Origin of the sequence: Sporosarcina sp. P37 (assembly GCF_002109365.1) — a bacterium.
Classification (GTDB): Bacteria; Bacillota; Bacilli; order Bacillales_A; family Planococcaceae; genus Sporosarcina.
On sequence record NZ_CP015349.1, the window covers coordinates 326,364 to 350,088 of the forward strand.

32 protein-coding genes, 1 pseudogene and 1 other annotated feature are annotated in these 23,725 nt (G+C 45.1%); of the genes and pseudogenes, 3 read left to right on the forward strand and 30 right to left on the reverse strand.

What is annotated here, in order from left to right:
- Nucleotides 1-4 precede the first annotated feature (4 nt).
- The 3 genes from ruvB to SporoP37_RS01750 form a co-directional block, all read right to left on the reverse strand.
- On the reverse strand, nt 5-1,003 hold the full coding sequence (ruvB, locus tag SporoP37_RS01740) for a Holliday junction branch migration DNA helicase RuvB (RefSeq protein WP_081242073.1): 999 nt from the start codon (nt 1,001-1,003) through the stop codon (nt 5-7).
- Between the two features lie 19 nt (nt 1,004-1,022).
- Entirely contained in the window at nt 1,023-1,628 is a 606-nt protein-coding gene (gene ruvA, locus SporoP37_RS01745) for a Holliday junction branch migration protein RuvA (RefSeq protein ID WP_081242074.1), read from the reverse strand.
- A gap of 120 nt (nt 1,629-1,748) precedes the next feature.
- On the reverse strand, nt 1,749-2,315 hold the full coding sequence (locus SporoP37_RS01750) for an NADPH-dependent FMN reductase (RefSeq protein ID WP_081242075.1): 567 nt from the start codon (nt 2,313-2,315) through the stop codon (nt 1,749-1,751).
- Nucleotides 2,316-2,467: 152 nt separating this feature from the next.
- On the opposite strand from SporoP37_RS01750, the gene SporoP37_RS01755 reads away from it, so the two are divergent.
- The gene (locus SporoP37_RS01755; protein WP_143565459.1) at nt 2,468-3,094 is read left to right on the forward strand and encodes a hypothetical protein; all 627 of its coding nucleotides are present in this window, start codon (nt 2,468-2,470) and stop codon (nt 3,092-3,094) included.
- 44 nt (nt 3,095-3,138) lie between these two features.
- Here the strand turns inward: SporoP37_RS01755 and SporoP37_RS01760 are convergent, their stop codons facing one another.
- From SporoP37_RS01760 to radC, 19 genes and pseudogenes are all read right to left on the reverse strand, one after another.
- On the reverse strand, nt 3,139-3,861 hold the full coding sequence (locus SporoP37_RS01760; protein ID WP_085430063.1) for a YebC/PmpR family DNA-binding transcriptional regulator: 723 nt from the start codon (nt 3,859-3,861) through the stop codon (nt 3,139-3,141).
- Between the two features lie 12 nt (nt 3,862-3,873).
- Nucleotides 3,874-4,743: a phosphotransferase gene (locus SporoP37_RS01765; RefSeq protein WP_081242078.1), complete on the reverse strand. Its 870-nt coding sequence runs from the start codon at nt 4,741-4,743 to the stop codon at nt 3,874-3,876.
- Between the two features lie 6 nt (nt 4,744-4,749).
- Nucleotides 4,750-5,880: a LysM peptidoglycan-binding domain-containing protein gene (locus tag SporoP37_RS17200; RefSeq protein WP_085430064.1), complete on the reverse strand. Its 1,131-nt coding sequence runs from the start codon at nt 5,878-5,880 to the stop codon at nt 4,750-4,752.
- Nucleotides 5,881-6,207: 327 nt separating this feature from the next.
- Nucleotides 6,208-7,092 (reverse strand): prephenate dehydratase, encoded by an 885-nt coding sequence (pheA, locus tag SporoP37_RS01775; protein ID WP_085430065.1) that lies wholly within the window; start codon nt 7,090-7,092, stop codon nt 6,208-6,210.
- 35 nt (nt 7,093-7,127) lie between these two features.
- Nucleotides 7,128-7,583: an ACT domain-containing protein gene (locus SporoP37_RS01780; protein WP_081242081.1), complete on the reverse strand. Its 456-nt coding sequence runs from the start codon at nt 7,581-7,583 to the stop codon at nt 7,128-7,130.
- Nucleotides 7,584-7,615: 32 nt separating this feature from the next.
- Nucleotides 7,616-8,905, reverse strand: coding sequence for a GTPase ObgE (gene obgE / locus SporoP37_RS01785; protein ID WP_085430066.1), 1,290 nt, complete (start codon nt 8,903-8,905; stop codon nt 7,616-7,618).
- 3 nt (nt 8,906-8,908) lie between these two features.
- The gene (locus SporoP37_RS01790) at nt 8,909-9,442 is read right to left on the reverse strand and encodes a Spo0B domain-containing protein (protein ID WP_085430067.1); all 534 of its coding nucleotides are present in this window, start codon (nt 9,440-9,442) and stop codon (nt 8,909-8,911) included.
- 120 nt (nt 9,443-9,562) lie between these two features.
- Nucleotides 9,563-9,700: a hypothetical protein gene (locus SporoP37_RS16800; RefSeq protein ID WP_198160042.1), complete on the reverse strand. Its 138-nt coding sequence runs from the start codon at nt 9,698-9,700 to the stop codon at nt 9,563-9,565.
- Between the two features lie 54 nt (nt 9,701-9,754).
- Nucleotides 9,755-10,045, reverse strand: a complete 291-nt coding sequence (gene rpmA / locus SporoP37_RS01795; RefSeq protein WP_085430068.1) for a 50S ribosomal protein L27 — start codon at nt 10,043-10,045, stop codon at nt 9,755-9,757.
- 12 nt (nt 10,046-10,057) lie between these two features.
- Nucleotides 10,058-10,384: a ribosomal-processing cysteine protease Prp gene (locus SporoP37_RS01800; RefSeq protein ID WP_085430069.1), complete on the reverse strand. Its 327-nt coding sequence runs from the start codon at nt 10,382-10,384 to the stop codon at nt 10,058-10,060.
- 6 nt (nt 10,385-10,390) lie between these two features.
- Complete coding sequence (gene rplU / locus SporoP37_RS01805; RefSeq protein WP_081242086.1) at nt 10,391-10,699, reverse strand: 50S ribosomal protein L21; 309 nt, start codon at nt 10,697-10,699, stop codon at nt 10,391-10,393.
- Nucleotides 10,700-10,712: 13 nt separating this feature from the next.
- Nucleotides 10,713-10,787, reverse strand: a sequence feature (ribosomal protein L21 leader region).
- A 70-nt stretch (nt 10,788-10,857) separates the two neighbouring features.
- Nucleotides 10,858-11,475 (reverse strand): metalloprotease, encoded by a 618-nt coding sequence (locus SporoP37_RS01810; RefSeq protein WP_085430070.1) that lies wholly within the window; start codon nt 11,473-11,475, stop codon nt 10,858-10,860.
- Nucleotides 11,472-12,014, reverse strand: a complete 543-nt coding sequence (locus tag SporoP37_RS01815; RefSeq protein ID WP_081242088.1) for a peptidoglycan DD-metalloendopeptidase family protein — start codon at nt 12,012-12,014, stop codon at nt 11,472-11,474. The genes SporoP37_RS01810 and SporoP37_RS01815 overlap by 4 nt, the downstream gene beginning before the upstream one ends.
- A gap of 100 nt (nt 12,015-12,114) precedes the next feature.
- Complete coding sequence (gene minD / locus SporoP37_RS01820) at nt 12,115-12,915, reverse strand: septum site-determining protein MinD (RefSeq protein WP_081242089.1); 801 nt, start codon at nt 12,913-12,915, stop codon at nt 12,115-12,117.
- 1 nt (nt 12,916) lies between these two features.
- Nucleotides 12,917-13,588: a septum site-determining protein MinC gene (gene minC / locus SporoP37_RS01825; RefSeq protein WP_081242090.1), complete on the reverse strand. Its 672-nt coding sequence runs from the start codon at nt 13,586-13,588 to the stop codon at nt 12,917-12,919.
- A gap of 19 nt (nt 13,589-13,607) precedes the next feature.
- Complete coding sequence (gene mreD / locus SporoP37_RS01830) at nt 13,608-14,129, reverse strand: rod shape-determining protein MreD (protein WP_085430071.1); 522 nt, start codon at nt 14,127-14,129, stop codon at nt 13,608-13,610.
- Nucleotides 14,126-15,019 (reverse strand): rod shape-determining protein MreC, encoded by an 894-nt coding sequence (gene mreC, locus SporoP37_RS01835; RefSeq protein ID WP_081242092.1) that lies wholly within the window; start codon nt 15,017-15,019, stop codon nt 14,126-14,128. Before mreC ends, mreD begins: the two co-directional genes overlap by 4 nt.
- Nucleotides 15,020-15,040: 21 nt before the next feature.
- On the reverse strand, nt 15,041-16,054 hold the full coding sequence (locus SporoP37_RS01840) for a rod shape-determining protein (protein ID WP_081242093.1): 1,014 nt from the start codon (nt 16,052-16,054) through the stop codon (nt 15,041-15,043).
- A 168-nt stretch (nt 16,055-16,222) separates the two neighbouring features.
- A pseudogene (gene radC / locus SporoP37_RS01845) lies at nt 16,223-16,522 on the reverse strand (RadC family protein); the annotation flags it as partial.
- Between the two features lie 160 nt (nt 16,523-16,682).
- Here radC and SporoP37_RS17205 point away from each other — a divergent pair.
- Nucleotides 16,683-17,069, forward strand: coding sequence for a hypothetical protein (locus SporoP37_RS17205; protein WP_085430073.1), 387 nt, complete (start codon nt 16,683-16,685; stop codon nt 17,067-17,069).
- A 39-nt stretch (nt 17,070-17,108) separates the two neighbouring features.
- Entirely contained in the window at nt 17,109-17,588 is a 480-nt protein-coding gene (locus SporoP37_RS17210) for a hypothetical protein (RefSeq protein ID WP_198160043.1), read from the forward strand.
- 99 nt (nt 17,589-17,687) lie between these two features.
- Here SporoP37_RS17210 and SporoP37_RS01860 read toward each other — a convergent pair whose 3' ends face one another.
- The 8 genes from SporoP37_RS01860 to SporoP37_RS01895 form a co-directional block, all read right to left on the reverse strand.
- A complete protein-coding gene (locus SporoP37_RS01860; RefSeq protein ID WP_085430074.1) occupies nt 17,688-18,368 on the reverse strand; it encodes a peptidoglycan recognition protein family protein in 681 nt (226 codons plus the stop codon).
- Between the two features lies 1 nt (nt 18,369).
- Entirely contained in the window at nt 18,370-18,825 is a 456-nt protein-coding gene (locus SporoP37_RS01865) for a phage holin family protein (protein ID WP_085430075.1), read from the reverse strand.
- 56 nt (nt 18,826-18,881) lie between these two features.
- Complete coding sequence (locus SporoP37_RS01870) at nt 18,882-19,100, reverse strand: hypothetical protein (RefSeq protein WP_085430076.1); 219 nt, start codon at nt 19,098-19,100, stop codon at nt 18,882-18,884.
- 101 nt (nt 19,101-19,201) lie between these two features.
- Complete coding sequence (locus SporoP37_RS01875; protein ID WP_085430077.1) at nt 19,202-20,326, reverse strand: hypothetical protein; 1,125 nt, start codon at nt 20,324-20,326, stop codon at nt 19,202-19,204.
- 5 nt (nt 20,327-20,331) lie between these two features.
- Nucleotides 20,332-20,733, reverse strand: a complete 402-nt coding sequence (locus SporoP37_RS01880) for a hypothetical protein (protein ID WP_085430078.1) — start codon at nt 20,731-20,733, stop codon at nt 20,332-20,334.
- A gap of 5 nt (nt 20,734-20,738) precedes the next feature.
- Entirely contained in the window at nt 20,739-20,984 is a 246-nt protein-coding gene (locus SporoP37_RS01885) for a hypothetical protein (RefSeq protein WP_085430079.1), read from the reverse strand.
- A complete protein-coding gene (locus SporoP37_RS01890) occupies nt 20,985-22,163 on the reverse strand; it encodes a GLUG motif-containing protein (RefSeq protein WP_085430080.1) in 1,179 nt (392 codons plus the stop codon).
- Nucleotides 22,164-23,717 carry a phage tail protein gene (locus SporoP37_RS01895; RefSeq protein WP_085430081.1) on the reverse strand — a complete coding sequence of 518 codons (1,554 nt, stop codon included), beginning with the start codon at nt 23,715-23,717 and terminating at the stop codon, nt 22,164-22,166.
- Nucleotides 23,718-23,725 lie beyond the last annotated feature (8 nt).

Sequence of the window (23,725 nt, forward strand, 5' to 3'; positions counted from 1 at the left end):
TCTGTCACTCCGGAAGCGGATAGCCAAAATGCGCGTAGGCCTTTTCTGTCGCCATCCGTCCTCTCGCTGTGCGTTGAATAAATCCCATTTGTAATAAATATGGTTCATAAACATCTTCAATTGTCACGGACTCTTCGCCAATACTGGCGGCAAGCGTATCGATGCCAACCGGCCCTCCCCGGAACCGTTCGATCATACTGTGAAGCAACTGATGATCGATCTGATCGAGTCCGTGGTGGTCCACCTGCAGCATATCTAGCGCTTCCTGTGCAATATCAAGCGTAATCCTGCCGTTGCCGCGCACTTGTGCATAATCTCTTACTCTGCGCAGCAGCCGGTTCGCAATGCGCGGTGTCCCGCGGGATCGTTTCGCGAGTTCCACAGCAGCCTGCTTATCAATGTGCACATCAAACAGGCCGGCGCTCCGAATGACGATTTCCGTCAGCGACTCGACTTCGTAATATTCCAGTCGCAGCGGCACCCCAAAGCGGTCACGCAATGGCGCAGACAATGCGCCTGCACGCGTTGTTGCACCGATGAGCGTAAACGGCGGCAGATCCAGCCGCACAGAGCGTGCAGTCGGACCTTTGCCTACCATGATATCCAGACAGAAATCTTCCATTGCCGGATACAGCACTTCCTCAATCGCGCGGTTCAACCTGTGGATTTCATCAATAAATAACACGTCACCCGGCTCCAATGAAGATACAACCGCAGCCAGGTCACCGGGACGTTCAATCGCAGGACCGCTCGTCATCCGAACATTCACGCCCATTTCATTGCCGATTACCGTTGCAAGCGTCGTCTTCCCAAGCCCGGGTGGACCATACAGCAAGACATGATCCAAGCTTTCTTCCCGACCTTTCGCCGCTTCAATAAAAATCGATAAATTATCTTTCGCCTGCTGCTGTCCGATATACTGCTGCAGCAACTGCGGACGCAGCGATTGTTCAAAGCTGTCGTCAAACTCCGTCGCTTCATTCGTCAGTATGCGTTCATCCATTGGAACCACCTCTATCGTATTAGCCTTGTTTCAATAATAGTTTTAACGCAAGTCTCATATAGCCTTCTGTATCGAGCTCTTCTTTTTCGAGCTTCGGCTTCACTTTCTTCAGTTCCCGTTCAGAATAGCCAAGTGCAGACAATGCCAGCATCGCTTCATCCAGCTCATCGCTTTCAGCAAGTGTCAATAACGTGTCTTCGGAATCCGGCAAGTCAATCTCTGTAAACAGATCATGCAGCTTGCCCTTTAGATCGAGAATCATCTGACGCGCGGTTTTTTTGCCGACCCCCGGAAACTGCACGAGAAACCCTTCGTCTTCCCGCTCAATCGCACTGACGACTTGAGAAGGCAAGCCGTTCGCAAGGATCGCAAGCGCTCCCTTAGGCCCGATTCCCGAAACCGTAATGAGTTTGCGGAACAGTTCCCGCTGCTCCAGCGTCTTGAAGCCGATCAATAATTGCGCATCTTCGCGCACGTGTAAATACGTGAACACTTGCTGCACCTCTTCGGTCACATGAAACGCAAAAGGATTCGGCGTCATTATTTGCCAGCCGACTCCCGATTGCTCCAGGACGATATATTCCGGTGTCACGCGTGTCACATAGCCTTTTATGTAATCGTACAATGTAGTCTCCCCCTAAAGTATACCTGCTATTATAGCATACGAACGGGTTTTCTACTTGTTCGACCTATAGAAATCCTCGCAAAAAAATGGACACATAACGTTCGTGTCCATTTTCCATACTTATGCGTGCGCAACAGCTTGCTGTTTTTTATGAAATGCGATGAAGTTTTGCACGACTGTATCTAGAAACGCAATCGTTGCTTCATCCGTAATATTTCCTTCTTCATCCATTTTCGTGTGTACCGCACCGATATACACTTCGTTGCCTGGCAATAAAGTTGGCGCAAGTGCCGGGTTGGAAAGAATTTCACGCAGATGAATCTGCGCTCTCACTGAACCGAAGACACCCATTGAAGCGCCGACGATGAAACCTGTCTTACCGTGAAGCGTAAAGTCGCCGCCGCGTGACAGCCAATCCAATGCATTTTTCATTGCGCCAGGGATTGAGAAGTTATATTCCGGTGCTGCAAACAATACTGCATCTGAATCTTTCACATCGTCTTTAAATCTTTGTACTGCTGCAGGCGGTTCGCTTTCAATATCTATAGAGAACATTTCCAAATCGTTAATGAGAACCGGCGTGATATCCAATTCTTCTTTATAGCGCTTCGCCATAAAGTTCACCAATTTCAAATTATATGATGTTGAACTTGTACTTCCAATTACTGCTTTTACTTTAATCGTCATGACAAAAAATCTCCTTTTAATTTCTTTTATTGCATGTTTCATCATAACTCTTGTCGGTTTTTTTATCTAATTGTTTGCTTAGCAAATGAAACTTCCACTGCAGTTTGTTCGTAGAAGTATTATGAATATAATCTAAAAATGGAGGAGGGAATATGATGCATAAAATGCTCGTCGCAAGTTTTGCCGCGTCACTGTTAATTGCCGGCTGCAGCACTTCCGGTTCAGAGCCCGCGGAACCGGAAGTGCCGCAGGAAGAAACTCCAAGTAAGACCGCACCGGATGAAAGTAAAACTTTACCAGATCGTGAGCCGACGAAAGAAGTCACTTTTTCGGTCGAAGGAGAGGAAACTGCGGTTACGATGGAACTGGCGGAAGGCAGCGATTCACGTTATTCACTGTATATCGATCCAGAACGGTATCAGTTTGAAAAAGGTGACAAAGAAGATCTTTTGACTCCGATCATTTCACCGCCTGATGATTATCCTGAGGTAAACATGTCGTTTATATACGTTGAAAACCAGACTCCGGAAAATGTGAAAGAAGATATGAAGCAGGAATACAGCCTGCCACTTGAAGAAAAAACGGTTTCATCGCCGGTACACGGGCTGGCTTTGCACGGAACTTCTGGTGCAGAATCAGACAGCGAAGTCGTGACGATGTATTTAATAGAAGCCGGCGACGGCACATTGCTAATTACCGAGAAGTATTTTCTTGAAGCACAAGAAGGTCACGGCGCACGCTTTGAACAAATGCTCGAGACACTGGAAGTACAAAACTAACGAAAAAACCCGGCAGGATGCTCTTTCTCCTGTCGGGTTCATTATCATTCGCCTGCATTATGATAGACGTTTTGTACATCATCGTCGTCTTCGAGTGCATCGATCATATTCAGAAACTGTTCTTCCTGCTCGTCTGTCAAATCTGCATAAACGGAAGGTATCATATCTACTTCTGCAGAAATAAATGACAGATTTTCAGATTCCAGCGCTTCTTTCACTGTCAGGAATTCGGATGGTTCCGTCAGAATCTCAAACCCTTCTTCTGTCAAAACAATATCTTCTGCCCCTGCTTCCAAAGCCGCCATCATGACCGTGTCTTCGTCCGTTTCTTCCGTACGTTCGATAAACAAACGGCCTTTGCGTTCAAATAAATAATTGACGGAGCCGGTTTCACCTAAACTGCCGCCGTTTTTATTGAATGCCACGCGGATATTCGGTCCTGTACGATTGCGGTTCTCCGTCAGACTGTACACGAGAACCGCAACGCCGCCCGGTCCATAGCCTTCATAGATGACTTCCTCGTAGTTTTCATCCGCACCGGTCCCTGTTGCTTTATCGATTGCCCGCTGAATTACATCATTCGGGACATTCTCACTCTTAGATTTATCGATTGCCAGGCGTAAAGCCGGATTCGTGTCTGGATCGCCTCCGCCAGACTTTGCTGCCACGTAAATCTCACGTGACATCTTCTGAAAGATCTTTCCTCGTTTTGCATCCTGTGCGCCTTTTCTGTTCTGGATATTTTTCCACTTTGAATGGCCAGCCATGGATCAAACCTCCTACTTCATCATTCGCTCTACATCATACCATAATCCAGGCCAATGTGAGAGCGCGGTTTGTGTGAATTGCAGGAGTTTATTGACCATCCGCTGCTGCTGGTCTGCCGGCAGGGACAGCAAATGCAGCCATTCCCTCAGCACTTCATTCGGATATAACAGCTTCGCAAGGGACTGATTCGATAACGTCTGCAGCGCAGGGTGTTCCCCCATTAAAAACACCGGGTTATACGAGATTTGCGGTAAAACCCGGTGCATCCACAGCACACGTTCATCTTCTTCCGTTCCCAAGCATGCCAAATCAAAGTCGATGAAACAGATTGTTCCGGATGCGTCTCGTAAAATATTATGGTGCACTACATCTCCATGCAGCAGTGTCAGTGAACTGACAGGCGGGGGTTGCTTTTTGCAAATATTCAGCGCATCCCGTCCGTACGTCAGTAACTCTTCAATCACATGGGGCGGAAGAAAAGCCTCGCAGAGCTCCCGCAATTCCTCAAATCGTGCCAGCCGGACTTCCCATTTCTCCAGCATATGATAATGCGGAAGACTGGAAATCGACGGCCAATCGATCGTATATTTCGTATCATGCAGCGCTTGCAGTGCGCGAAATGAATCAATCCGGTCGATCCGCCGCTTGAAATTGACCGCTTTGGCATCTTGAAGCCACGGCTGCATAATAAGCAGCGGATCCGATTTATCTACAATCGGAACAATATGCGGAAAATGTTGTGCACTAAGTAATTGATGAACTTGCCTTACCTTTACTGCCTGTGCGAGTGATGCATATTTCTTTACAGAATATTGCGCTCCGCCCGACTCCATTTTCCAGACATTCTTTTTAATTTTAATAAATCGCTGATTGTCTGTCATACGCCGTTACTGGTTCCGATACCAGTCCTCCTGCATTGGCATCGGCTGCTGCTGGGGCGTATTACACCCGCAGTCGCCCTGCTGTCCCGGATAAGGAGCAGTCGGATGGTGCGCCATTGGAGGCATCGGCATAGGCATCATTGGCGGATAAGGCCACCACTGCATTGCCGGCATACACTCCGGCTGCATCGGCCATTGTTGCTGAACCGGCCATTGCGGTGAACAATGATCCTGGTTTGAAGGGCACCAAGTCGCCGGTGCACACGCTTTTGGCGGAATGGACGGCTGTTGCGGTTGTTCAGGCATCGGCTGCATCACGGGCGGGTTTGGCTTCGGCATCTCCGGCATCGGCTGCATAACAGGCGGCTTTGGTTTTGCCATCTCCGGCATCGGAGCAGGTTTCATATGCAGTGAACTCGACTCGATTAGCTGCCAGCCGTCAGGCATCGGTGCAGGGACAGGTTTATGATGATGCGATGACTCCGCTTCCCATTTCGATGACTCTTTGTGAGGCATCGGTTGAATGGGTGCCTGCACTGGCGGCTGCAATGGCTGCATCGGCTGCTGTGGCATATGCGGGTGACAATCCGCGTCGAAGATCGGCATCCAGCCACAAATCGGGAATACTGCGTGCCATATCGGAGCAGACGGCATACTCGGCGGCATCGGCATATGAACCGGCGGCTGCTGTGGCTGCTGCGGCATAGACGGTGGTTTTGGTGCAGGCTGCTGTTGCATCGGCGGCTTCGGCGGAACCGGGTGCTGCTGCATCGGCGGCATTTGCGGCATTTGCGGTGCTTGCGGTAACGGCGGCACCTGCTGCGTCGGCGGTTTTGGTTTTTCATGCGACGGTTTTGACGGTTTCTCATGGTGCGGCGGCTTCATCGGTTTTTCATGCGGTTTCCCGTGCGGTTTTTCGTGCGGCTTCTCATGTGGCTTCTCATGCGGTTTAGCGTGATCACCTTTATGATGAGGCGGTTTTTTCTTATCCATCGGTAAAAAGATTTTCATGCCCGGTACAATATAATCGGGATTGGCCAGGTGAGCGTTCACCCGCTTCAATTCCTCAAATGGAATACCGTACTGTCTTGCAATCTTCCATAACGTATCACCCTTGACGACAATATGAACTTCCACTTAACATTTCCCCCTTCCATCAATCCATCGTATGAACGGACGCCTACTTTTGTGACAATGTGTGTAGGCTTCCTCTCTTGTTATGTATATTCGACAGGGACGGGTTTATTACAATAAAAAACGCCCTGCTGCGTAGAGGATGATGGAATAAAGAAGCTTCCATTTTGCGGTCACGGCAGGAAATTTCGAAATGGAAACACCCTTGAACTAAGTAAAATTCAAGGGCAGATTATATTTCATTATGCAAAAAATTGACCGACAGACGCTTTACAATGTGCGGGCGGGCGCTGCGTTCATAAAACATCCTGCTATGTCAGCAGCGTTGCCTCACCCAACAAATTCGCCGGATTCATAAACATAATAAGAACCAAACGAGCGTGCTGTGCAGCCGAGTGCTGCCAGTTCTTCCATGGCACCGATCATCATCGGATGCTCTTCAGACTCATTGATATCAATGATAAAGAAATAATGGCCAAGGCCTGTTTTCAGCGGTCTGGACTCGATCTTGCTCAAGTTCAGACGGCGCCACGAGAACACAGACAGAATCTGGTGCAGCATCCCCGGACGATCATCTTCCGGCAACTTCACCATCAGCGTGGTCTTCAATGAGGAAGCGTGTTTTGAATGTTCCAGTTTTTCTTTGCGCAGCGACAGCACGACGAAACGCGTATGATTAAAATGGAAATCGTGAATGTTTTCTTCTGCTATATGTAGGCCGTACGTTTCTGCTGCCAGACGGTTGCCAATTGCAGCAACCTGCAGTTCCGGCTGTTCAGAAATAGATTTTGCCGCAGCTGCTGTCGAAGTCGTCTGAATCAGCGGTACGCGACGGTAACGATACTGTAAAAACTTATGGCATTGTGCCAGCGCATGAGGATGCGACTGGATGGATTCCAGTTTATCTAAGTGATCCTTTTGCGATTTATTCACTAGCATATGCTGTTCAATAGGCGTAGAAATCTCTGCCGTAATGAACAATTCATCATTATTGAACAAATAATCAATTGTCAGCGGCACGGAGCCTTCCAGCGCATTTTCCAAAGGTACGACCGCATACGCGACATGCCCCGCCGTAACTGCTTCGATACAATCAGGAATCGTTGGCCGCGGTGTCAATCCTTCCATGCCGAATAAATCGGACGCTGCAATATGGGTAAAGGATGCTTCAGGCCCCAAATACGCAACGGAAGGCACATACTTTTTTTCTGTCATGATTCTTTCATCTCCTAACTAGTTCGGTTGCCCGTTTAGAACACGCCTGAACTGATTAAATCAACGGAATCAATAAATCGAGGTGCTTTGAGACGCTGTAAAAAAGCTTCCACTTTAATTTCCATTTCGGTTACATCAAGCGATAACGTAATATTGGCTCGTCCCTGGACAGGAATTGTCTGGTGAATCGTCAACACATTACACTTCGCCTCTGAGACAATTTCTAAAAGCACAGCTAACGAGCCTTTCAAATCTTCTAATTGAATAAAAATCGTCAAAATCCGGTCCCGCGCGATTGATTCGAACGGGAACACGGCATCACGATATTTATAAAATGCACTTCGCGACAGACCGACCCGTTTGGTTGCCTCCTGGATCGTCGTCACTTCGCCCCTTGCCAGCATTCGTTTAGCTTCCAGCATTTTCTGCATTGACTCGGTCAATACATCTTCGCGGACTAAATAAAACTGGCCTTCCCCGATTTGTTCCATTTTGCTCCCCCCAAAACGAGCCATCATCGGCCTTACTCCAAGAATTCGAACTCGTAATTCATGATGCGTACGATATCGCCGTTCTTCGCACCACGCTCACGCAATGCATCGTCGATTCCCATACCGCGCATCTGACGCGCAAACTTGCGGACTGATTGGTCGAAGTTGAAATCGGTCATCTGGAACAAACGCTCCAGCGTATAACCGGACAACATGAACGCACCATCATCGTCACGTGAAATAACGAAATCAGGTCCTGTAGATTCGTGTTTATACAGTACAGAATGTTCTTCTTCCGTCACTTCTTCCAGCATCGGGAATTCCGGTGTTGTCTCAAGCAGATCGAGGATTGCATAAAGCAGCGGATCTAATCCGGTTCTCGTCAAAGCAGAGATCGGGAATACTTGAATATTTTCATCACCCAGTGCTTCTTTGAACGCTGCCAAATTTTCCTGCGCGTCTGGCATGTCCATTTTATTCGCCACAATAATTTGCGGACGCTCGGTCAGACGCATATTATACTGCTCCAGCTCGGCATTGATGGTCTGATAATCCTCAAATGGATCACGGCCTTCAAGTCCTGACATATCAATCACATGCACGATGACCCGTGTACGTTCAATATGACGCAGGAACTGATGTCCGAGACCGACACCTTCGTGCGCTCCTTCAATCAAACCGGGAAGGTCGGCCATAACGAATGTGCGGTGATCATCTGTCTCGATCATCCCCAAGTTCGGTACAAGCGTCGTAAAATGATAGTCCGCAATTTTCGGCTTTGCTGAAGAGACAACGGATAATAACGTAGATTTCCCGACACTCGGGAATCCGACAAGGCCTACGTCCGCCAATACTTTCAATTCCAAAATGATATCACGGCTGACACCCGGCTCTCCTTTTTCGGAAAGTTCCGGTGCCGTGTTCTGAGGTGTTACGAAACGGCTGTTACCGCGTCCGCCGCGTCCGCCGCGGGCAATAACTGCTGTCTGGCCATGCTCGACCAAGTCGGCGATGATTGTCTCCGTTTCTGCATCTTTAACGACTGTGCCAGGGGGAACTTTCACTATCATATCTTTTCCGCCGCGTCCGTGCATATTTTTACTTTGACCATGTTCTCCGCGGTCCGCTTTAAAATGACGCTGATAACGGAAATCCATCAGCGTGCGCAGCCCTTCATCTACAATGAAAATAACGTCTGCGCCTTTTCCGCCGTCTCCACCTGACGGTCCGCCATTGGCAATATATTTTTCACGACGGAACGCAACCATACCGTCGCCCCCGTCGCCGCCTTTAACAAATACTTTTACGTGATCCACAAACATAATTTATAATCCTCCTAATTGTCCACTGACAGTAAACGTCCATTGATCCGATTCACCGTGGACTTCGACCGTTAGCTGTGATGAGTGTTTTGGGATGTCTGGCAGCTCTGCATACAGTTCTGTAAATATCAGTTGAATACTCCAAGATGTTTTGTCTGTCGTGACTTCAATTGTCACAGGACAATCTGCGTAGCGCTCAATTTTTGATTGAACCGCCAGCACGACTTCTTCCAAGTAATCGACAAGTGCATCATCAATTAAATGTGAGTCCACTTTCTCTGTAATATCACAATACAGTTGCACATTCAGAGCTGGATACCGCCACCCGAGTGTGATAATCCATTCCTCTGTTTTCGGCATGCAAAGCTTTTGAAGCACTGACTGCCGCTGCATATCGCCCGTTTTCTCGAGAATGCAGTTTCTCGCTTCCGCATATTTCCCCATGTCGATATACATAAGGATCAATTGCAGATCATTCATATGATCGTGTCGACTGAATTTCACTGCCTGCGACACATTTAGTTCATTCTTTCCCATTTTTTCACCGCCAGCTGTTTTCGTACTTCCTAGTATAGCATTTACACACACAAATCACTAAAAAAACCTTCATCGCCTGCAAGATTTCCCGGAATACTGCCTATCCGCTCAATAAACTATTCAAGCGCTCATCATCACTACGCAACCGATCTTACTCTTTCGCCAAGCGATCAATAAACCCGTCAAACGCTCATAGCGGCACCGCACACGCTCATTCGCCCGGCGTGACCGCTCATAAGCCGCATCCACCACAACCATAAGAAAAAGGACTGCAGCGAGTGCAGTCCTTTTCCATATCGTCATGCGATCTACTTACGCTTCTTGAGTTGCTGGGTAGACACTGACTTTCTTTTTGTCGCGGCCAAGACGTTCAAAACGAACGACGCCGTCAATTTTTGCGAATAGAGTATCATCTCCACCGCGGCCAACGTTTTCACCTGCGTGAATTTTTGTTCCGCGCTGGCGATAAAGGATAGATCCGCCGGAAACGAATTGTCCGTCTGCACGCTTAGCGCCAAGACGTTTCGATTCGGAGTCACGACCGTTCTTTGTAGAACCTACTCCTTTTTTCGATGCGAAAAACTGAAGATCCAAACGTAACATAGCTGCCACCTCCTACTTGTCAAAGGATAATTTTATAAAATCTGCATAGTCTAATTCAATCGTCTGTAAAGAGATGATCATCGCTTGCAGGAGCAGCTGAACTTCAGCATCTTGTTCCGTTGCCGGAAATGACACGCGCAAGTATCCGCCGTCCGAACCTTGCTCGATATCGGGTTCAATCGAAGTCAATTGTGTGATGGCGTTCACCGCACCAAAAGATACGGCGGAAGCACCGGCACAGACCAGATCTTGTCCGTGTTCTGCAAAGTTTGCATGACCATCCATCTCGAATGCCGAGATGCGCCCCGAAGGCTCTTTTTTAATTCGGACATGTATCATGCCGGATTACAGGTTGATTCCGTCGATCACGATTTTCGTGTATGGCTGACGGTGACCTTGTTTTTTATGATAGTTCTTTTTCGCTTTGTATTTGAATACAACGAGTTTCTTCGCGCGGCCTTGCTTGACAACCTTACCTGTTACAGTTGCGCCTTCTACGAATGGAGCACCGACTTTCACGTCATCTCCGCCCACCATTAGCACCTTGTCAAACGTTACCACTTCATCAGCTTCACCAGCGATCTTCTCGATAAAGATTTCTTGGCCTGCTTCAACTTTGATTTGTTTACCACCAGTTTCAATAATTGCGTACATACTTGCACCTCCTCTATTTACTCAGACTCGCCTTGACAGGTGATTCACAAGGAATACTTAGACCTGTTCAGTGCGGTTGTAGCACGGGTGCTACAATCAATAACAGTAAAATATTATCACATAGAAATCAGCGGGTCAAGCATTATTCCTATAATCTTTTAAAAGAATGAAGTTTCTTTTCTCGTGAGCTGTTCAAAAACCTGTTCATACCTTCTGAAACGATACGAAATAATGTTCTGTATCGCGAGGAACGAACTAATAATGACGATTGGCAGGCTGTCCGGCAAGTAGGCAATAAAAAACACGCAAAGAGCTGCGGATGCGATGATGGAGTACAGCAGGAAGTTTGAGCGGGTGACGTATTTTGTATCTTCGGTTTCTAGAAGGACAGACACGACTTGTCCGCCGTCAAGCGGCAAAATCGGCAAAAGATTGACGCTGAGAAGGATCAGCTGGATTTTCACGAACTGCGCATCTCCCGGAAACGGCAAAAACCATCCGATACATAACAGAACGGCTGTTGCGGCAGGTCCTCCCAGCGCAGTAATCAGCCGTTGCCGTTTGCTTGCCAGCTGCCGATTAACAAATTGCAGTTCCCCTCCATACGGTAATATCGTACAACTTTTGATCTTCATCCCGGCCCGCTTAGCCGCAAAAACATGTCCGGCTTCATGAAAAAGTAAGGAGAATAAGAGCATAGCGTACAATGAAACACCGCCGACGATCATAAAAAATAAAAAAATCGGCAATAATACCGGATGAATTCGAAACTTCATTGCTTGCCGCCTGACATATACGTCGCGAGCACAGTCGGCTCCAGCGGAATTCCGTTGCGCTTCACTCGAATATACACCGCTTCTTCATCCATCACCGCAATTTCATCTCCGAGTCTCACAGCCGTATATGGAAGTGTTGAAAATGACCCAACAAAGCCGTACGTCACTTCATCTCCTGTATCATATTGCACCGTCACCGTCTTGCCGGACTGCCGGGTGTAGCCTGTAAACACTACCAGCCCGTTTCCGTGCGAAGTAATGGCGTGCGGCTGCTGATACGAAATAATGGCACCATCCTGATACGGCTGGAACGATTCAAAGGTTGCAAACGGGTCAAATGAAGAATCTGCGGATACCGTGATGGATTCATCTTCCGCAATCCATGACGAAACCCATTTCTTCATCACCACGAAATCTTTACCTGTCGTCACATATTGCGTAATCGGTATATTGACAAGCTGGCGCTCTTCCATTTTTGACAAAGCCACAACAGACACGACCAATAAACATGCGATGATCCATTTTGTTTTCCACTTCACCACGTCCCCTCCCTTACCTGCAGTGTATGAAAAGAAGCAGAATTAAATGACGGAACAAAAAAACTCAGCACCGTAAAAGGCACTGAGTTTGGAAATTTTATTATTTGCTGAACATGTTCTTGATCTTGCCGAAAAATCCTGACTTGCTTTTCTCCATTGTCATCAATGGCACAGATTCGCCCAAGATGCGGCGGGCGATGTTGCGGTAGCCGATTGCTGCCGGATTCGTCGGATCCATCACGACAGGTTCACCTTTATTGGAAGCAGAAATGACGTTTTGGTCATCCATTACGATCCCTAATAAATCAATCGACAAATGCGTAGTAATTTCGTTAACATCCAATGTTTCTCCGCTTTCCATCATCTGGCTGCGGATTCGGTTGATGATCAGTTTCGGCGGTTCAATTCCTTCTTCCGCTTCGAGCAGTCCAATAATGCGGTCTGCGTCACGGACAGCAGAAATTTCCGGCGTCGTCACAACAATCGCGCGGTCTGCACCGGCAATCGCGTTTTTGTATCCTTGCTCGATTCCTGCAGGGCAGTCAATCAGCACATAATCATATTCAGACTTCAATTCCAAAACGAGTTTTTTCATTTGTTCCGGATTCACGGCACTCTTATCTGTTGTCTGCGCCGCCGGCAGTAAGAATAACCGGTCTTCAAAGCGCTTGTCTTTGACAAGAGCCTGGTGCACTTTACAGCGATCCTCAACCACATCGACCAAATCATAAATGATCCGGTTTTCCAAGCCAAGAATGACGTCCAAGTTACGCAGACCGATATCTGTATCAATTAAACAGACTTTTTTCCCTTGTAGCGCAAGAGCGGTGCCTAGATTGGCAGACGTGGTCGTTTTCCCAACGCCGCCTTTACCAGAAGTAATAACAATTGCTTCTCCCAAATTATTTACCTCCCTTAAATGTCGCAAGGTCCGGACGCAGATATCGGAGCTCCTGAAGACGGTCAATTGCAATCTGCCCATTCTTTTGAAGATACGCACATTCCATTTCAGGCTGCTCAGAAAGCACCGTCAATTCGTCGGTCATGATTTCAATTTTATCAGCGATTTTCAAATGCGTCGCTTCCAGCCATGATGCAGCAATGACTGCATCTTTATTGCCTTGTGCTCCTGCGTGCGCAATCCCTTTCACTCGGCCCAGCACATAAATACTGCCTCCTGCGATGACTTGCCCGCTTTGATTCACGTCACCAATAATGACTAAATCGCCGTCAGCCTTTACGACCTGACCCGACCGAACGATTCCTATATAGGTTTCGGACTGCTTCTCGATCAATTTTTTCTCACACTCTTTTAACGATATAACGTCACTATGTACCTTCGAAACTCGCAAATGAGGGGAAGTGTGAATGACCGATTGAATTTTGTTCATGTCTTTCTCGTCACAATAACGGTGGCCAAGATGCAACTGTACTTCTGAAACACCTTCAAGTACGCTGCTCTGCACTTTTTCTTTCAGCTCAGTCAATAGTTCAGAAAACGCGCAATGGTCATCCAAACGCAGAACTAAGCCGTCTTTTGTACCTTTTATCGTTATCAACTGTGATTTCGTCACCTACATCACCTCACAATACTTAAAAACCTGCTTGTTTTTGAAAAAAACGCTTTTCTGTAATCTGTTTGAAAATCCAGCCGAACATCACAATGAAAAGTGAGTTCGCAATCATTGTCGGAATGAGTCGGCTCGTGAGAAATTCGTTGAATTCAATGGAAGTCAACGCAATGATACTCGCGAAAAAGAACGACAGCAATTCCAGTAACACAATCATTACTACTGATAATATCATAACGGTCAGTATTTGGCGCTCAATTTGTCGAAGTATCCATGCAGAAACATAACAAATAAGCGGGTACATAAATGTGTATAAACCAATAATATCAATATGATACATATCATACAACAGTCCAAGGATAAAACCGTAAAGAATCGCTCGCCTGCTATTATAATATGCGACAATGAAAATCAAATAGATCATGAGAAACCTAGGCACAAAAACGTATAAATCGCCTGTTATTTCAATCGGTGAAAACAGACTGAAAATCGGTTCCAGGAAAAATAATATGACAGCAATCAGAGGTATGATAAATCGGATCATGAGTCTCCGTCCCCTTCAGCGCCTGCAGAGTTGCCTCCGTCTGTTCCGTCAACTACCGTCATCGAACGCTTTGCTACCATTACATGATCAAGCATCGAGAAGCTGGCAGCCGGACGGATATACGCAAGTTTCGTCAAACCGTAATCGTCCGTCGAAACTTCTGTCACTTCACCAATTAAAATGCCTTTCGGGAATATTCCGCCGAGACCGGACGATGTCACCTGCATTCCTTTTTTTACATTAAAGCTTGAATCAATCCGCTTCATGATCAGCTGACGCGAAGCCCGGTCAAACCCTTCGATCAGACCGAACATCTCTTCTTCGCCGACGACCATTGCCGCCACGCGAAAGTCACTGTTTTCTGTTGACAGCAGTTCAACAGTTGACGTGAAAGGAGTCGATAAAACGACTTTCCCAATCAGTCCCTGTGCCGTCATGACCGCCATATTGACATCCACTCCGGCCGTCGTACCTTTATCGATAATCAATTTCTCTTCCCATTGATCGGGATTACGTGAAATTACCGTCGACTGGATCGGTTCAAAAGCACGTAAATCCTCTTGCTTGTCAATAATAGCACGGAGTCTGTCATTATTTGCTTTTACATCAATCATTTCTGCCTGCATAGCGGCAAACGTTTGCAGACGCTCTTTTAATCGTTTGTTTTCTTCGTATGTATTAAGCATTGTATCAATATTCCCAACGAGCTCTGTCACAAAGTGGGCGGGTTTCGTAAAGATCGACTGCCCGAAACCAACGACATCCTTCACTGCTTGTTCCGGTACATTTGCATGATTTCGGTCGCGAAGTGAGAATGCAATTAATGCCACAAGGACGATTACCCCTACTAATAAAATGATTAATCGTTTATTGGAAAAAAAGCGCGGCATTGCCTACATCTCCTCCAATTATTATGATTGAATTTTTCTAATGAGTTCCAAGTTATCCAGCGCTTTGCCCGTGCCGATTACGACACAGTCCAGCGTATCTTCTGCAACGAATGCAGGCATTTTTGTTTCTTCGGAAATCGCTTTATCGAGGTTGCGCAGCAATGAGCCGCCCCCTGTCAGTACAATTCCCCGCTCCATCACATCTGAAGCCAGTTCAGGCGGTGTCTGCTCAAGCGTCTTTCTCATTCCTTCAATAATGAGGTCCAGCGGTTCACGCAAGGCTTTTGTAATTTCCTCTGAATTGATTTCCATCGTTTTCGGCAGGCCTGTCAGCAGGTCCCGGCCGTGAATGTTCATCTTTTCAGATTTCTCCAAGCCGCTTGCAGAGCCAATTCCCATTTTCACAGTTTCTGCTGTACGCTCGCCAATCATCAGATTATATTCTTTACGGATGTACGTAATGATTGCGCTGTCCATAGAATCACCGCCTACACGGATAGAAGTGCTTGTAACAATACCGCCAAGCGAAATAATTGCCACTTCTGTCGTACCGCCGCCTATATCGACGACCATACTGCCAGTTGGTTCCCACACCGGCAAGTTTGCACCGATTGCAGCCGCAAAAGGCTCTTCTATCGTGAATGCATCTTTCGCACCCGCCTGACGTGCAGCATCAATCACCGCGCGCTGCTCAACAGAGGTGATGCCATACGGCACGCATACCATGACGGTCGGCTTTACCCATGAAGTTCCAGCTGATTTTAGCGCTTCTTTCAAATAATGACGAATCATGGCGGTTGTTGTTTCAAAATCTGCAATAACCCCTTCTCTCATCGGACGAATTGCCACGACTGAACTGGGAGTGCGTCCGATCATTGCGTGTGCTTCTGTGCCCACGGCAACGATTTCATTGGTCGTTGTGTTCTTCGCTACGACTGAAGGTTCTCTCAGCACAATACCTTTATCTTTTATAAAAACCAGTGTATTGGCTGTTCCTAAGTCGATTCCTATGTTTCGTGATCTGAAACCAAACAAGTCAATACTCCCTTTCTATCAAACCATCATCGGTCTTCTTAAAAGCATACACCACATTATAACGGAAAGGTAACTAAATTTACAGTGCCGCCCGGTCAGTTTGCAAAAAACATCAAAAAAGAGACTGATTTCCCAGTCTCTCACCTGTTTTCGACAATATTTTCACTGTTAGATATAGCCTTTGTCCTTCAAACTGATGTATTTCTGATCGCCAATAATAATATGATCAAGCACATCCACCCCCATGATAGAGCCTGCTTCCATGAGCCGTTTCGTCACTTCAATATCTTCTCTTGACGGTGTGGTGTCGCCGCTCGGATGATTGTGTGAAATAATCATCGAAGCAGCCGACCGTTTGAAAGCTTCGCGGAACACCTCGCGCGGATGAACGATACTGGAATTCAGGCTGCCGATGAATATAGTCTGCTTATGTAACACTTCATTTTTGACGTTCAGAAACAGCACGACCAACCTTACATAAATGGTAACTATTATATATTAAGCGACTGCTCACGCGGTCGTTTTTTTGTTGTGTAAAAACTTTTTAAAATAATCCGTTCAATATAGTTGCCTTAAGTTAATCATTATGATATACTTAAGTTAATCAATAAGACAGGGGGAAACAAAAATGAAAAACGTTATGAATAAAGCTTGGCAAATCGCTCGTAAAGGTCAAAAACAATTTGGCGGGAAAGTTAAGGAATATTTCGCGGAAGCATTAAAATTAGCATGGGCTATCTACAAAGCAAGCAAGGCAGTTGCTACAGTTAAAACTACATCCGGTAGCAAAAATCACAAATCATGGGTAGCTCAAATCGTAGGACCTCACGCGAAGTGGAAGCTTGACCGTCAGTTTGTAAATGCGGTTTCTGAAAACGATTGGGACGGAAAAGTTTTTGAATTGAAGACTGGCGTGTATGAAGTGTGCAACGCAGGTGATCGCGAGTTTATCCGTGTGGATGGATCAGATATTGAATACATCGAGTACGCTGACGTTATAGCGGTTTTCGCATAATACTACCCCTGTCTTATGCTTATAAATGGAGGTTACAACATGATAGCAAATTTGGAGTCAATCAAGAAATTATTAAACACATCGGTAATAAGCCAGTATCGCATCGCTAAAGAGTCCGGGGTATCCGCTCCCACATTGCAAAAGTACGCAAGCGGCAAATCAAAGATTGAAAATATGTCATTGATCAACGCAATCCGGTTGACGGAATGCTATGAAAATTACAAGGGGGTAATTGAAATGGAAAACAAAATTAGTGAAATCATTGCAGGAGTAGAAAACTGGAAAGTGGAATTAGACAGCGAATACGACTTGCACGAAGTGCGCGAAGAAGAATATATCTCACATTGGGTAGAGGGCGATGAACTAGAAGTGTACTTTGCGGAAAAACAATTTGTGAAGGATGCCCGCGAAGAAAAAACTGTGGAAGAATTATTGGAAAGGCTGAATGACTTGGAAGACCGTTTTAATTATGACAAGGTAGTCGCTTATGATGCAGGTTCTGGTGTCGTCTGGCTGTAAAATAAAAAACCCCTCCGTCCACATGTTGGATAGAGGGTTTTCTGCTTTAAAACTCGCCAAAGTTTATACATTATTCTCAACGACTTAATTATAACACACTTACTTCTTCTCTAAATCCGTTACAATCTTCATCATCACCGACGCAAACTGCTCACGCGTCAATCCTTCTTTCGGACGTTCGCCGTTCATGTACCCTTTTTTCTCTGCCCATTCCCATCCGATGCGGTGGGATTCACTTGGCGTGTTTGTTGGTTTGCTCACTGCAGCCACTTCCTTTACTGGTTTTTTTATTTCTGCTAGTTTAGCAGCTATTCGATTCCGTACACTGGCCGCTCTACCTTCATCCAGTATTCGATGCGGACAGTTTTTTCCCGACCAATCACGGTGCCATTTTACACGATCCATGCCCCATCCGTATTGATGCAGCACATGTGCCACGTATTCAATCGCATTTTCTTCCGCTGCCACGTATCGTGGGCCACCTGACTTGGAGTAACAGATTTCAATGCCGATAGATTTACGGTTGCCAGTACCATCCTTTCCGTCCCCTGCATGAAATGCATTACGGTTAAACGGAATTGCTTGGATTGCTTCCACATCATCAATAGCCACATGGTAGCCCACTTGCGAACTATTACGCGTCATATATGCAATCTCGTTAGATGCTGGAGCATCATTGGCCGTATTGTGGATGGTGATGTATTGAGGATCCATTGTGTAAGGTGACTTTAACCGTAAGGCGGCACCTGTTAAATACTTATTTACTATTTTATAAGCCATATTATTTCAACCCCTTCTTTTTATCCAATTCTTCATCTACTCTACTACCCGTCAACTCTTCGCTGATTTCCTGACCTAACGATTGACTTTCGGATTCGATAACTTTTAATTTTTCTGCAATCCCGGGAGGCACTAGCACACCTAATTCCGCCATGTTTTCCACAATGGATAATACTTCGTTCGCGATATAAAACAGCACGGTGCTAAATACGAGCGTGCCTTCCAAATTTAATATCTGATCTACAATATTAGCGGTGATGATTACAATCAGCACCAATAGCTTACGAGCGTAGCCAAATAATGATTTACGACTCCATAGATTATGGTTTTTCGCTGCTTTAAACAGCCCTGTTACAATATCCAATCCCATCAGCAGCATAAGTAAGTGTAAAAACTTTACTCCCCCAAACAGATACATGTGTACGATTTCCAAATGTCCCAAATAGACAACCTCCATATTCATCACTCCTTCGTGATTTTTATAAAATAAAAAGAACGCCCGTGTGGACGCTCTCACTTAAACCTTGTTTTAATATCTATTACTTTGTCGTAATCCTCAAAATTCAGATTCATGTAGTTATCAGGTTGATTGATTTCCATATTGACCACTTGGAGATCCAAGCCATTAACTTCCCACCGCGCCCCCTTTTTTACGGAATGATTTTGAGAAGCGATATGATCAACCGTTGTTTCTTTGATGATTTCATCTTTGTATTTAATGTTAACTTTCATCGACTTTCCCCCTTTATGTCTGGTTAATTCGACAGAAAAACGGGGTATCCTTTTTTATTTAAAATAAAGAAACACCCACTTTGTTAGACGTTCTGGCTTAATTAATCATACAACGACGGCAAAGTAAATTCATAAGTGATTTTCATTGTCTGCGTGTTGGTTTTTGTTACCGGTTCGGACAATAAAGAACGGCTCCCGATCATTGATTTTGGTAAAATAAACAATTTTGAAGACCTGCTCGAATTCACAAAAACATAGTTCTTGCCGTAATGTCCGGAAAACCTGTAACAGTAATCATACTTTTCATTCGTTTCTAAGTTCAATATCGTTCTATCGAATATCAACGCCCCGTTATCATAAGATATGGTGTTTGAATAAGATTCGCCGTTTATATCTGCAATTTTCTCAGTCACCAACACCCCATCTGTTTCCGTCGCTTTGTAATACGAATTACCCGCAACATCCACAAAATGCAACTCTTCATTTTTATTGAAAAACGCCCCAGCATTGGCAGGTTTGCTGTATTCAATAACATTTCCAGTTAAAAAATGATTCAAATCTATTTTTAAAACTTTTTGATAACTCCAACCGCCCGTATTTCTCATGTATAGATTATTATTTACCACGGTGTAGATACCGACTTTTGTCGGCATTACCCTGCTTTCTAAAATTTTGAGTTCTGAATCTCTTTTACAAATTGTTTGCTGATCATTTTCCAATGTGAAATATAAATTCTCGTATTTAATTGAATTAAAAAAAGAAATGTCGTGGTTTGCGAAACCGCTCGATTCAAGCAACCCTTTTTTGTGTCCGGTGAAAATGTTGTTGAATGTTCCGTTTGCCTTGTCCGTCGGAAAATCTACAACAAATCGCAGTTTGTCATTTTTAAAAAAAGATTCGCTAGTATTCAAAACTCCGCCCGTTGTTCCGCTAACGCTTCCGGATATCGTTAAAGACGACTCTCCTACCACGTGTCCAGCAACATAAAAGTCTTTTTCTGGATCTTCTGGCGTCGCCGTATTCGTCAAGTATAAATTATCCAACACTTGTCTTGAAGGCGTGAAAGAATCATTAAAAAAATCTATTTTACCTCTTAATATATAATCAAACGGCGATTCTCTAATTAAAAATTTTAAACCATTAGCAATAAAATTATGATCTTTCAACTCTTTTTCCTTCGTGTTTGTTTTTGCATCGAATAACTCTATTTTAATATTACCTTCCATTATTCTTACACCTCCACATTTTCTACTGTTACACTATCAGAAACTATAAATTCCGGAAAAACCACGACTTCTTTAATCGTCGGTCCAATCGGTACCCCCGGCAACGGGCATTCCGGCGATACTCCTGGATCTGGTATTGTCGCAATTGCTGCCAATAAATCCAGCACCGTGATATTACCTTCTGCAATTGTCCCGCCCTTATCTCGTATTGCTTGCGCTATTGGTTGCAAGTCTAGCGGTTCCACGTAATCCGGAATACTAGTGACCGCTATTATAATTTCCGACAATGTTGCGCCATCTGCAACTGTCCCACCTTTGTCTCTGATGCTTTGTATCAGTTCGGTGTAGTCTACTGGCTCGGATCCTCCGCCGCTACCGCCCGTATTGCTTATTTTAAAATAAGGCATTGATTTCACCCCATCCCGTCAATTTGTACTGTCGTTTCTTCCGCGGCAAAAACATGCACAGACTTAACGATATGACTAAATGCGACTGTTCGTCCGAAGCCTTTCGGAATGATTAAACTATTCGCGTCCGCCGTTGCGCCAAAATTAATATGCACGTCACTTGGGCCAAAATTAAAAATTGTAACTTTTTGCGAATTATGCGGAATTACTTGTTCTTCGTTTGGCGTCAATGTACCTCTATAAAAATTCATTTAATAACCTCCTAATAGTTTATTGATTGCTATACGTTCGCATTTTGTGCGTGACTTCGTTTTGTCGCGGCGTAAGAATGGATAACTTTTACCTTCTCGAATATCCCATACATTCTCAAAGTCGAAACCCCTATCAATATAATGACTTTTCTTTTTTGCATCTTCTTCCGTTATAGGCAAGCCGCGTATAGTTATGAGGTTTCTATTTTCCATCGTAATCAACGAATAGGCGTCACTGATATAACTGTTGTAATAATCCTCCCCTGTTATATCGCCAAAATAGTCATCATAATCCGGTGGCCATCTAGGACCTGGCAACGCCGTGACGCTATCCAAAAGTGCGTAACTATCAAATGTCGCTGCTATATCACGCGCAAGCCCTATAATGCCTGCACAATCACTTATCGAGCTTACACTGCCTGTTGCCACACATCTGCTTATAACCGCTTGGGAGTCTCCGGCTATACCTCCGCAACCTTCGGATGCTCTTAAATTCACTTTAGCGTAACAGTCTGATATAGCCCCTCTGTCACTCGCGTCGCCAATAATGCCACCTATCGTGTGCGGCAAGTCTTCGGGATTACCTGTTATGTTGCCGATAAATATACATTGAGATAGTCTAAACCCTTGAGTGCCTCCATAAAAAGCGCCAACAATACCGCCGCCCACATATGCACACGTAATATTCGCTTTTGCATCGCATTTTAAAATATCAATCATGCCTTCATAGTTATAACAAAAACCTAAAATGCCGCCTACTTTACTTCCTACTCCTGTAATTTTTCCGGAAACTGTACAATTTTGAATGGTTGCGCCATCAGCTGAACCTAATATCCCCCCGACATTCGACCCTCCTGTTATCTCGGCATTACTAACATTAATGTTTTTAAAAATCGGATTTTCCGCATATGCAAAAAGGCCAACTCCGTCTCTATCTGGAGATACTATTTTAAGGTTTGACAATTCTCGACCATTGCCATCATAAGTTCCGGTAAATGCAATATAATTATATTCGTCACCTATCGGTTCCCAATTACCCCAATTTCTCATATTAATATTTTTAATTTGTTTATAATGAGCGGATAAGTTATTCCTGACATTGTGTAAGTCTTCGGCATCCTCCACAAGATACGGGTTACTCGCTGTACCATCACCACCGCCAAAATTACCGTTAGCCAATCAAACCACCTCCAACTCTGATACTATTCTGCACATAGCTTGTATGCTAACTTCATAGCCGGATATATCAAGCGTCGACGTGTCGCAAACAGCCTGGATAGCGGTTATTTTAGTACCTGTATAGACTGGGCTAGTTACAATAGCGAGCGCATCAGTTATAGACTCATCTCCATTAATCCCAGTGGTGACAGACCATAATTCGTCATAACCTTCTTCGTATTTGAATTCAAAAATCATTGTGTCTGAAAGTGCAGATTTTCCGAATTCTAAAAAGTAGCCATCTTGACCACCGACCACATCGTCAACATCTATATGCAATCCGTAGCCTTTGACTATGGATGATGCAGATAACTCACCATCTGATATAAATACCTCTACGTCATTCGGAAAATCACCCTCCACAACCAACAACCCGTTTTTAAAATCCGTATTTCCGTAAGATCTGGTACCGACTTTGACCAAGACTGTATAGAAGTCCAATACCGCTTCTGACATACGAATGGTGACCGGCTCATTTGGATCTTCCACAGTTGTGGAGGCATAGTCCGCTGATAGTCCGGCTTTAAATTGATCGGTAATATCCGCGCCTACTATATTTAACGCTTGTGTAGTACCGGCTAAAAAATCAATAACAGCCGTACCACCGCTCGGTGCATCTTCAGGCGGTTCGTTATCAACCATAAAGAAGCCGCCGCCTTTAAAGTGGATGGATGTATCTTCTTCTTCGTCTTCTACTTCTTTATCTTCCTGATCACGGAAATACTCGGTGATATCTCGGATGACGTTTCCAATGCTGACTTTTGGTGTGATTTGTTGAAACGGATCACGGTCATAACTCACAACACGTTGTACAATATCAATGTTTAATACCGGATCATATACACGTACACTATCGCCTAAATTTACTTTTTTTAGTTCGTTATACACTGCTGCATAATCAGGATGATGAGCAAGATCCAGTACATCCACTTCAAGCGCATACCGTGGCACACCTTCCGTTAAATCAGTTTCAAATGATAGACCTTCGATGTTTTCACCAAGCTTAAATTCAAGTCCGTTATTCGCGCCCCTGCGTTGCAATAAATCTACTTCAAAGTTATCCCAACGTAATTCCCCGCCCACGAAATTTGCAAGCTCTATCAAACACTCACGCACGCTTTTTTCACCAGGCGCAAAGTAAACGATTTCCGAAAAGTCGATAATGCCTGGGCTAAATGCTGTACCTTGTAATAACCACCCAACAATCTGTGCGGGCGTCCCCTCAAAGTCCTCGCTTGTGCTGATAATGCGATTAAGACGATAACTGATATGATCACATTCCACATCAATACTCGGGATGTGATCGCGTTTTTTGGTAATACGCGCAATGTCAAACTGTTGTCCCTCCAAGCGGACGCGATTTACAAAGCTGATATACTGCGTCTTGTCGTCTACAAATGCAGTAAAGCTAAACATGTAGCCCGCATTGATTTGCTCATTGATTAATGGATTTTCAAAGTTTTCCAAGTAGGCAACATGAGTAGCGTCCATTCCGATTAATTCAATTTTATCCATGCAGCGCT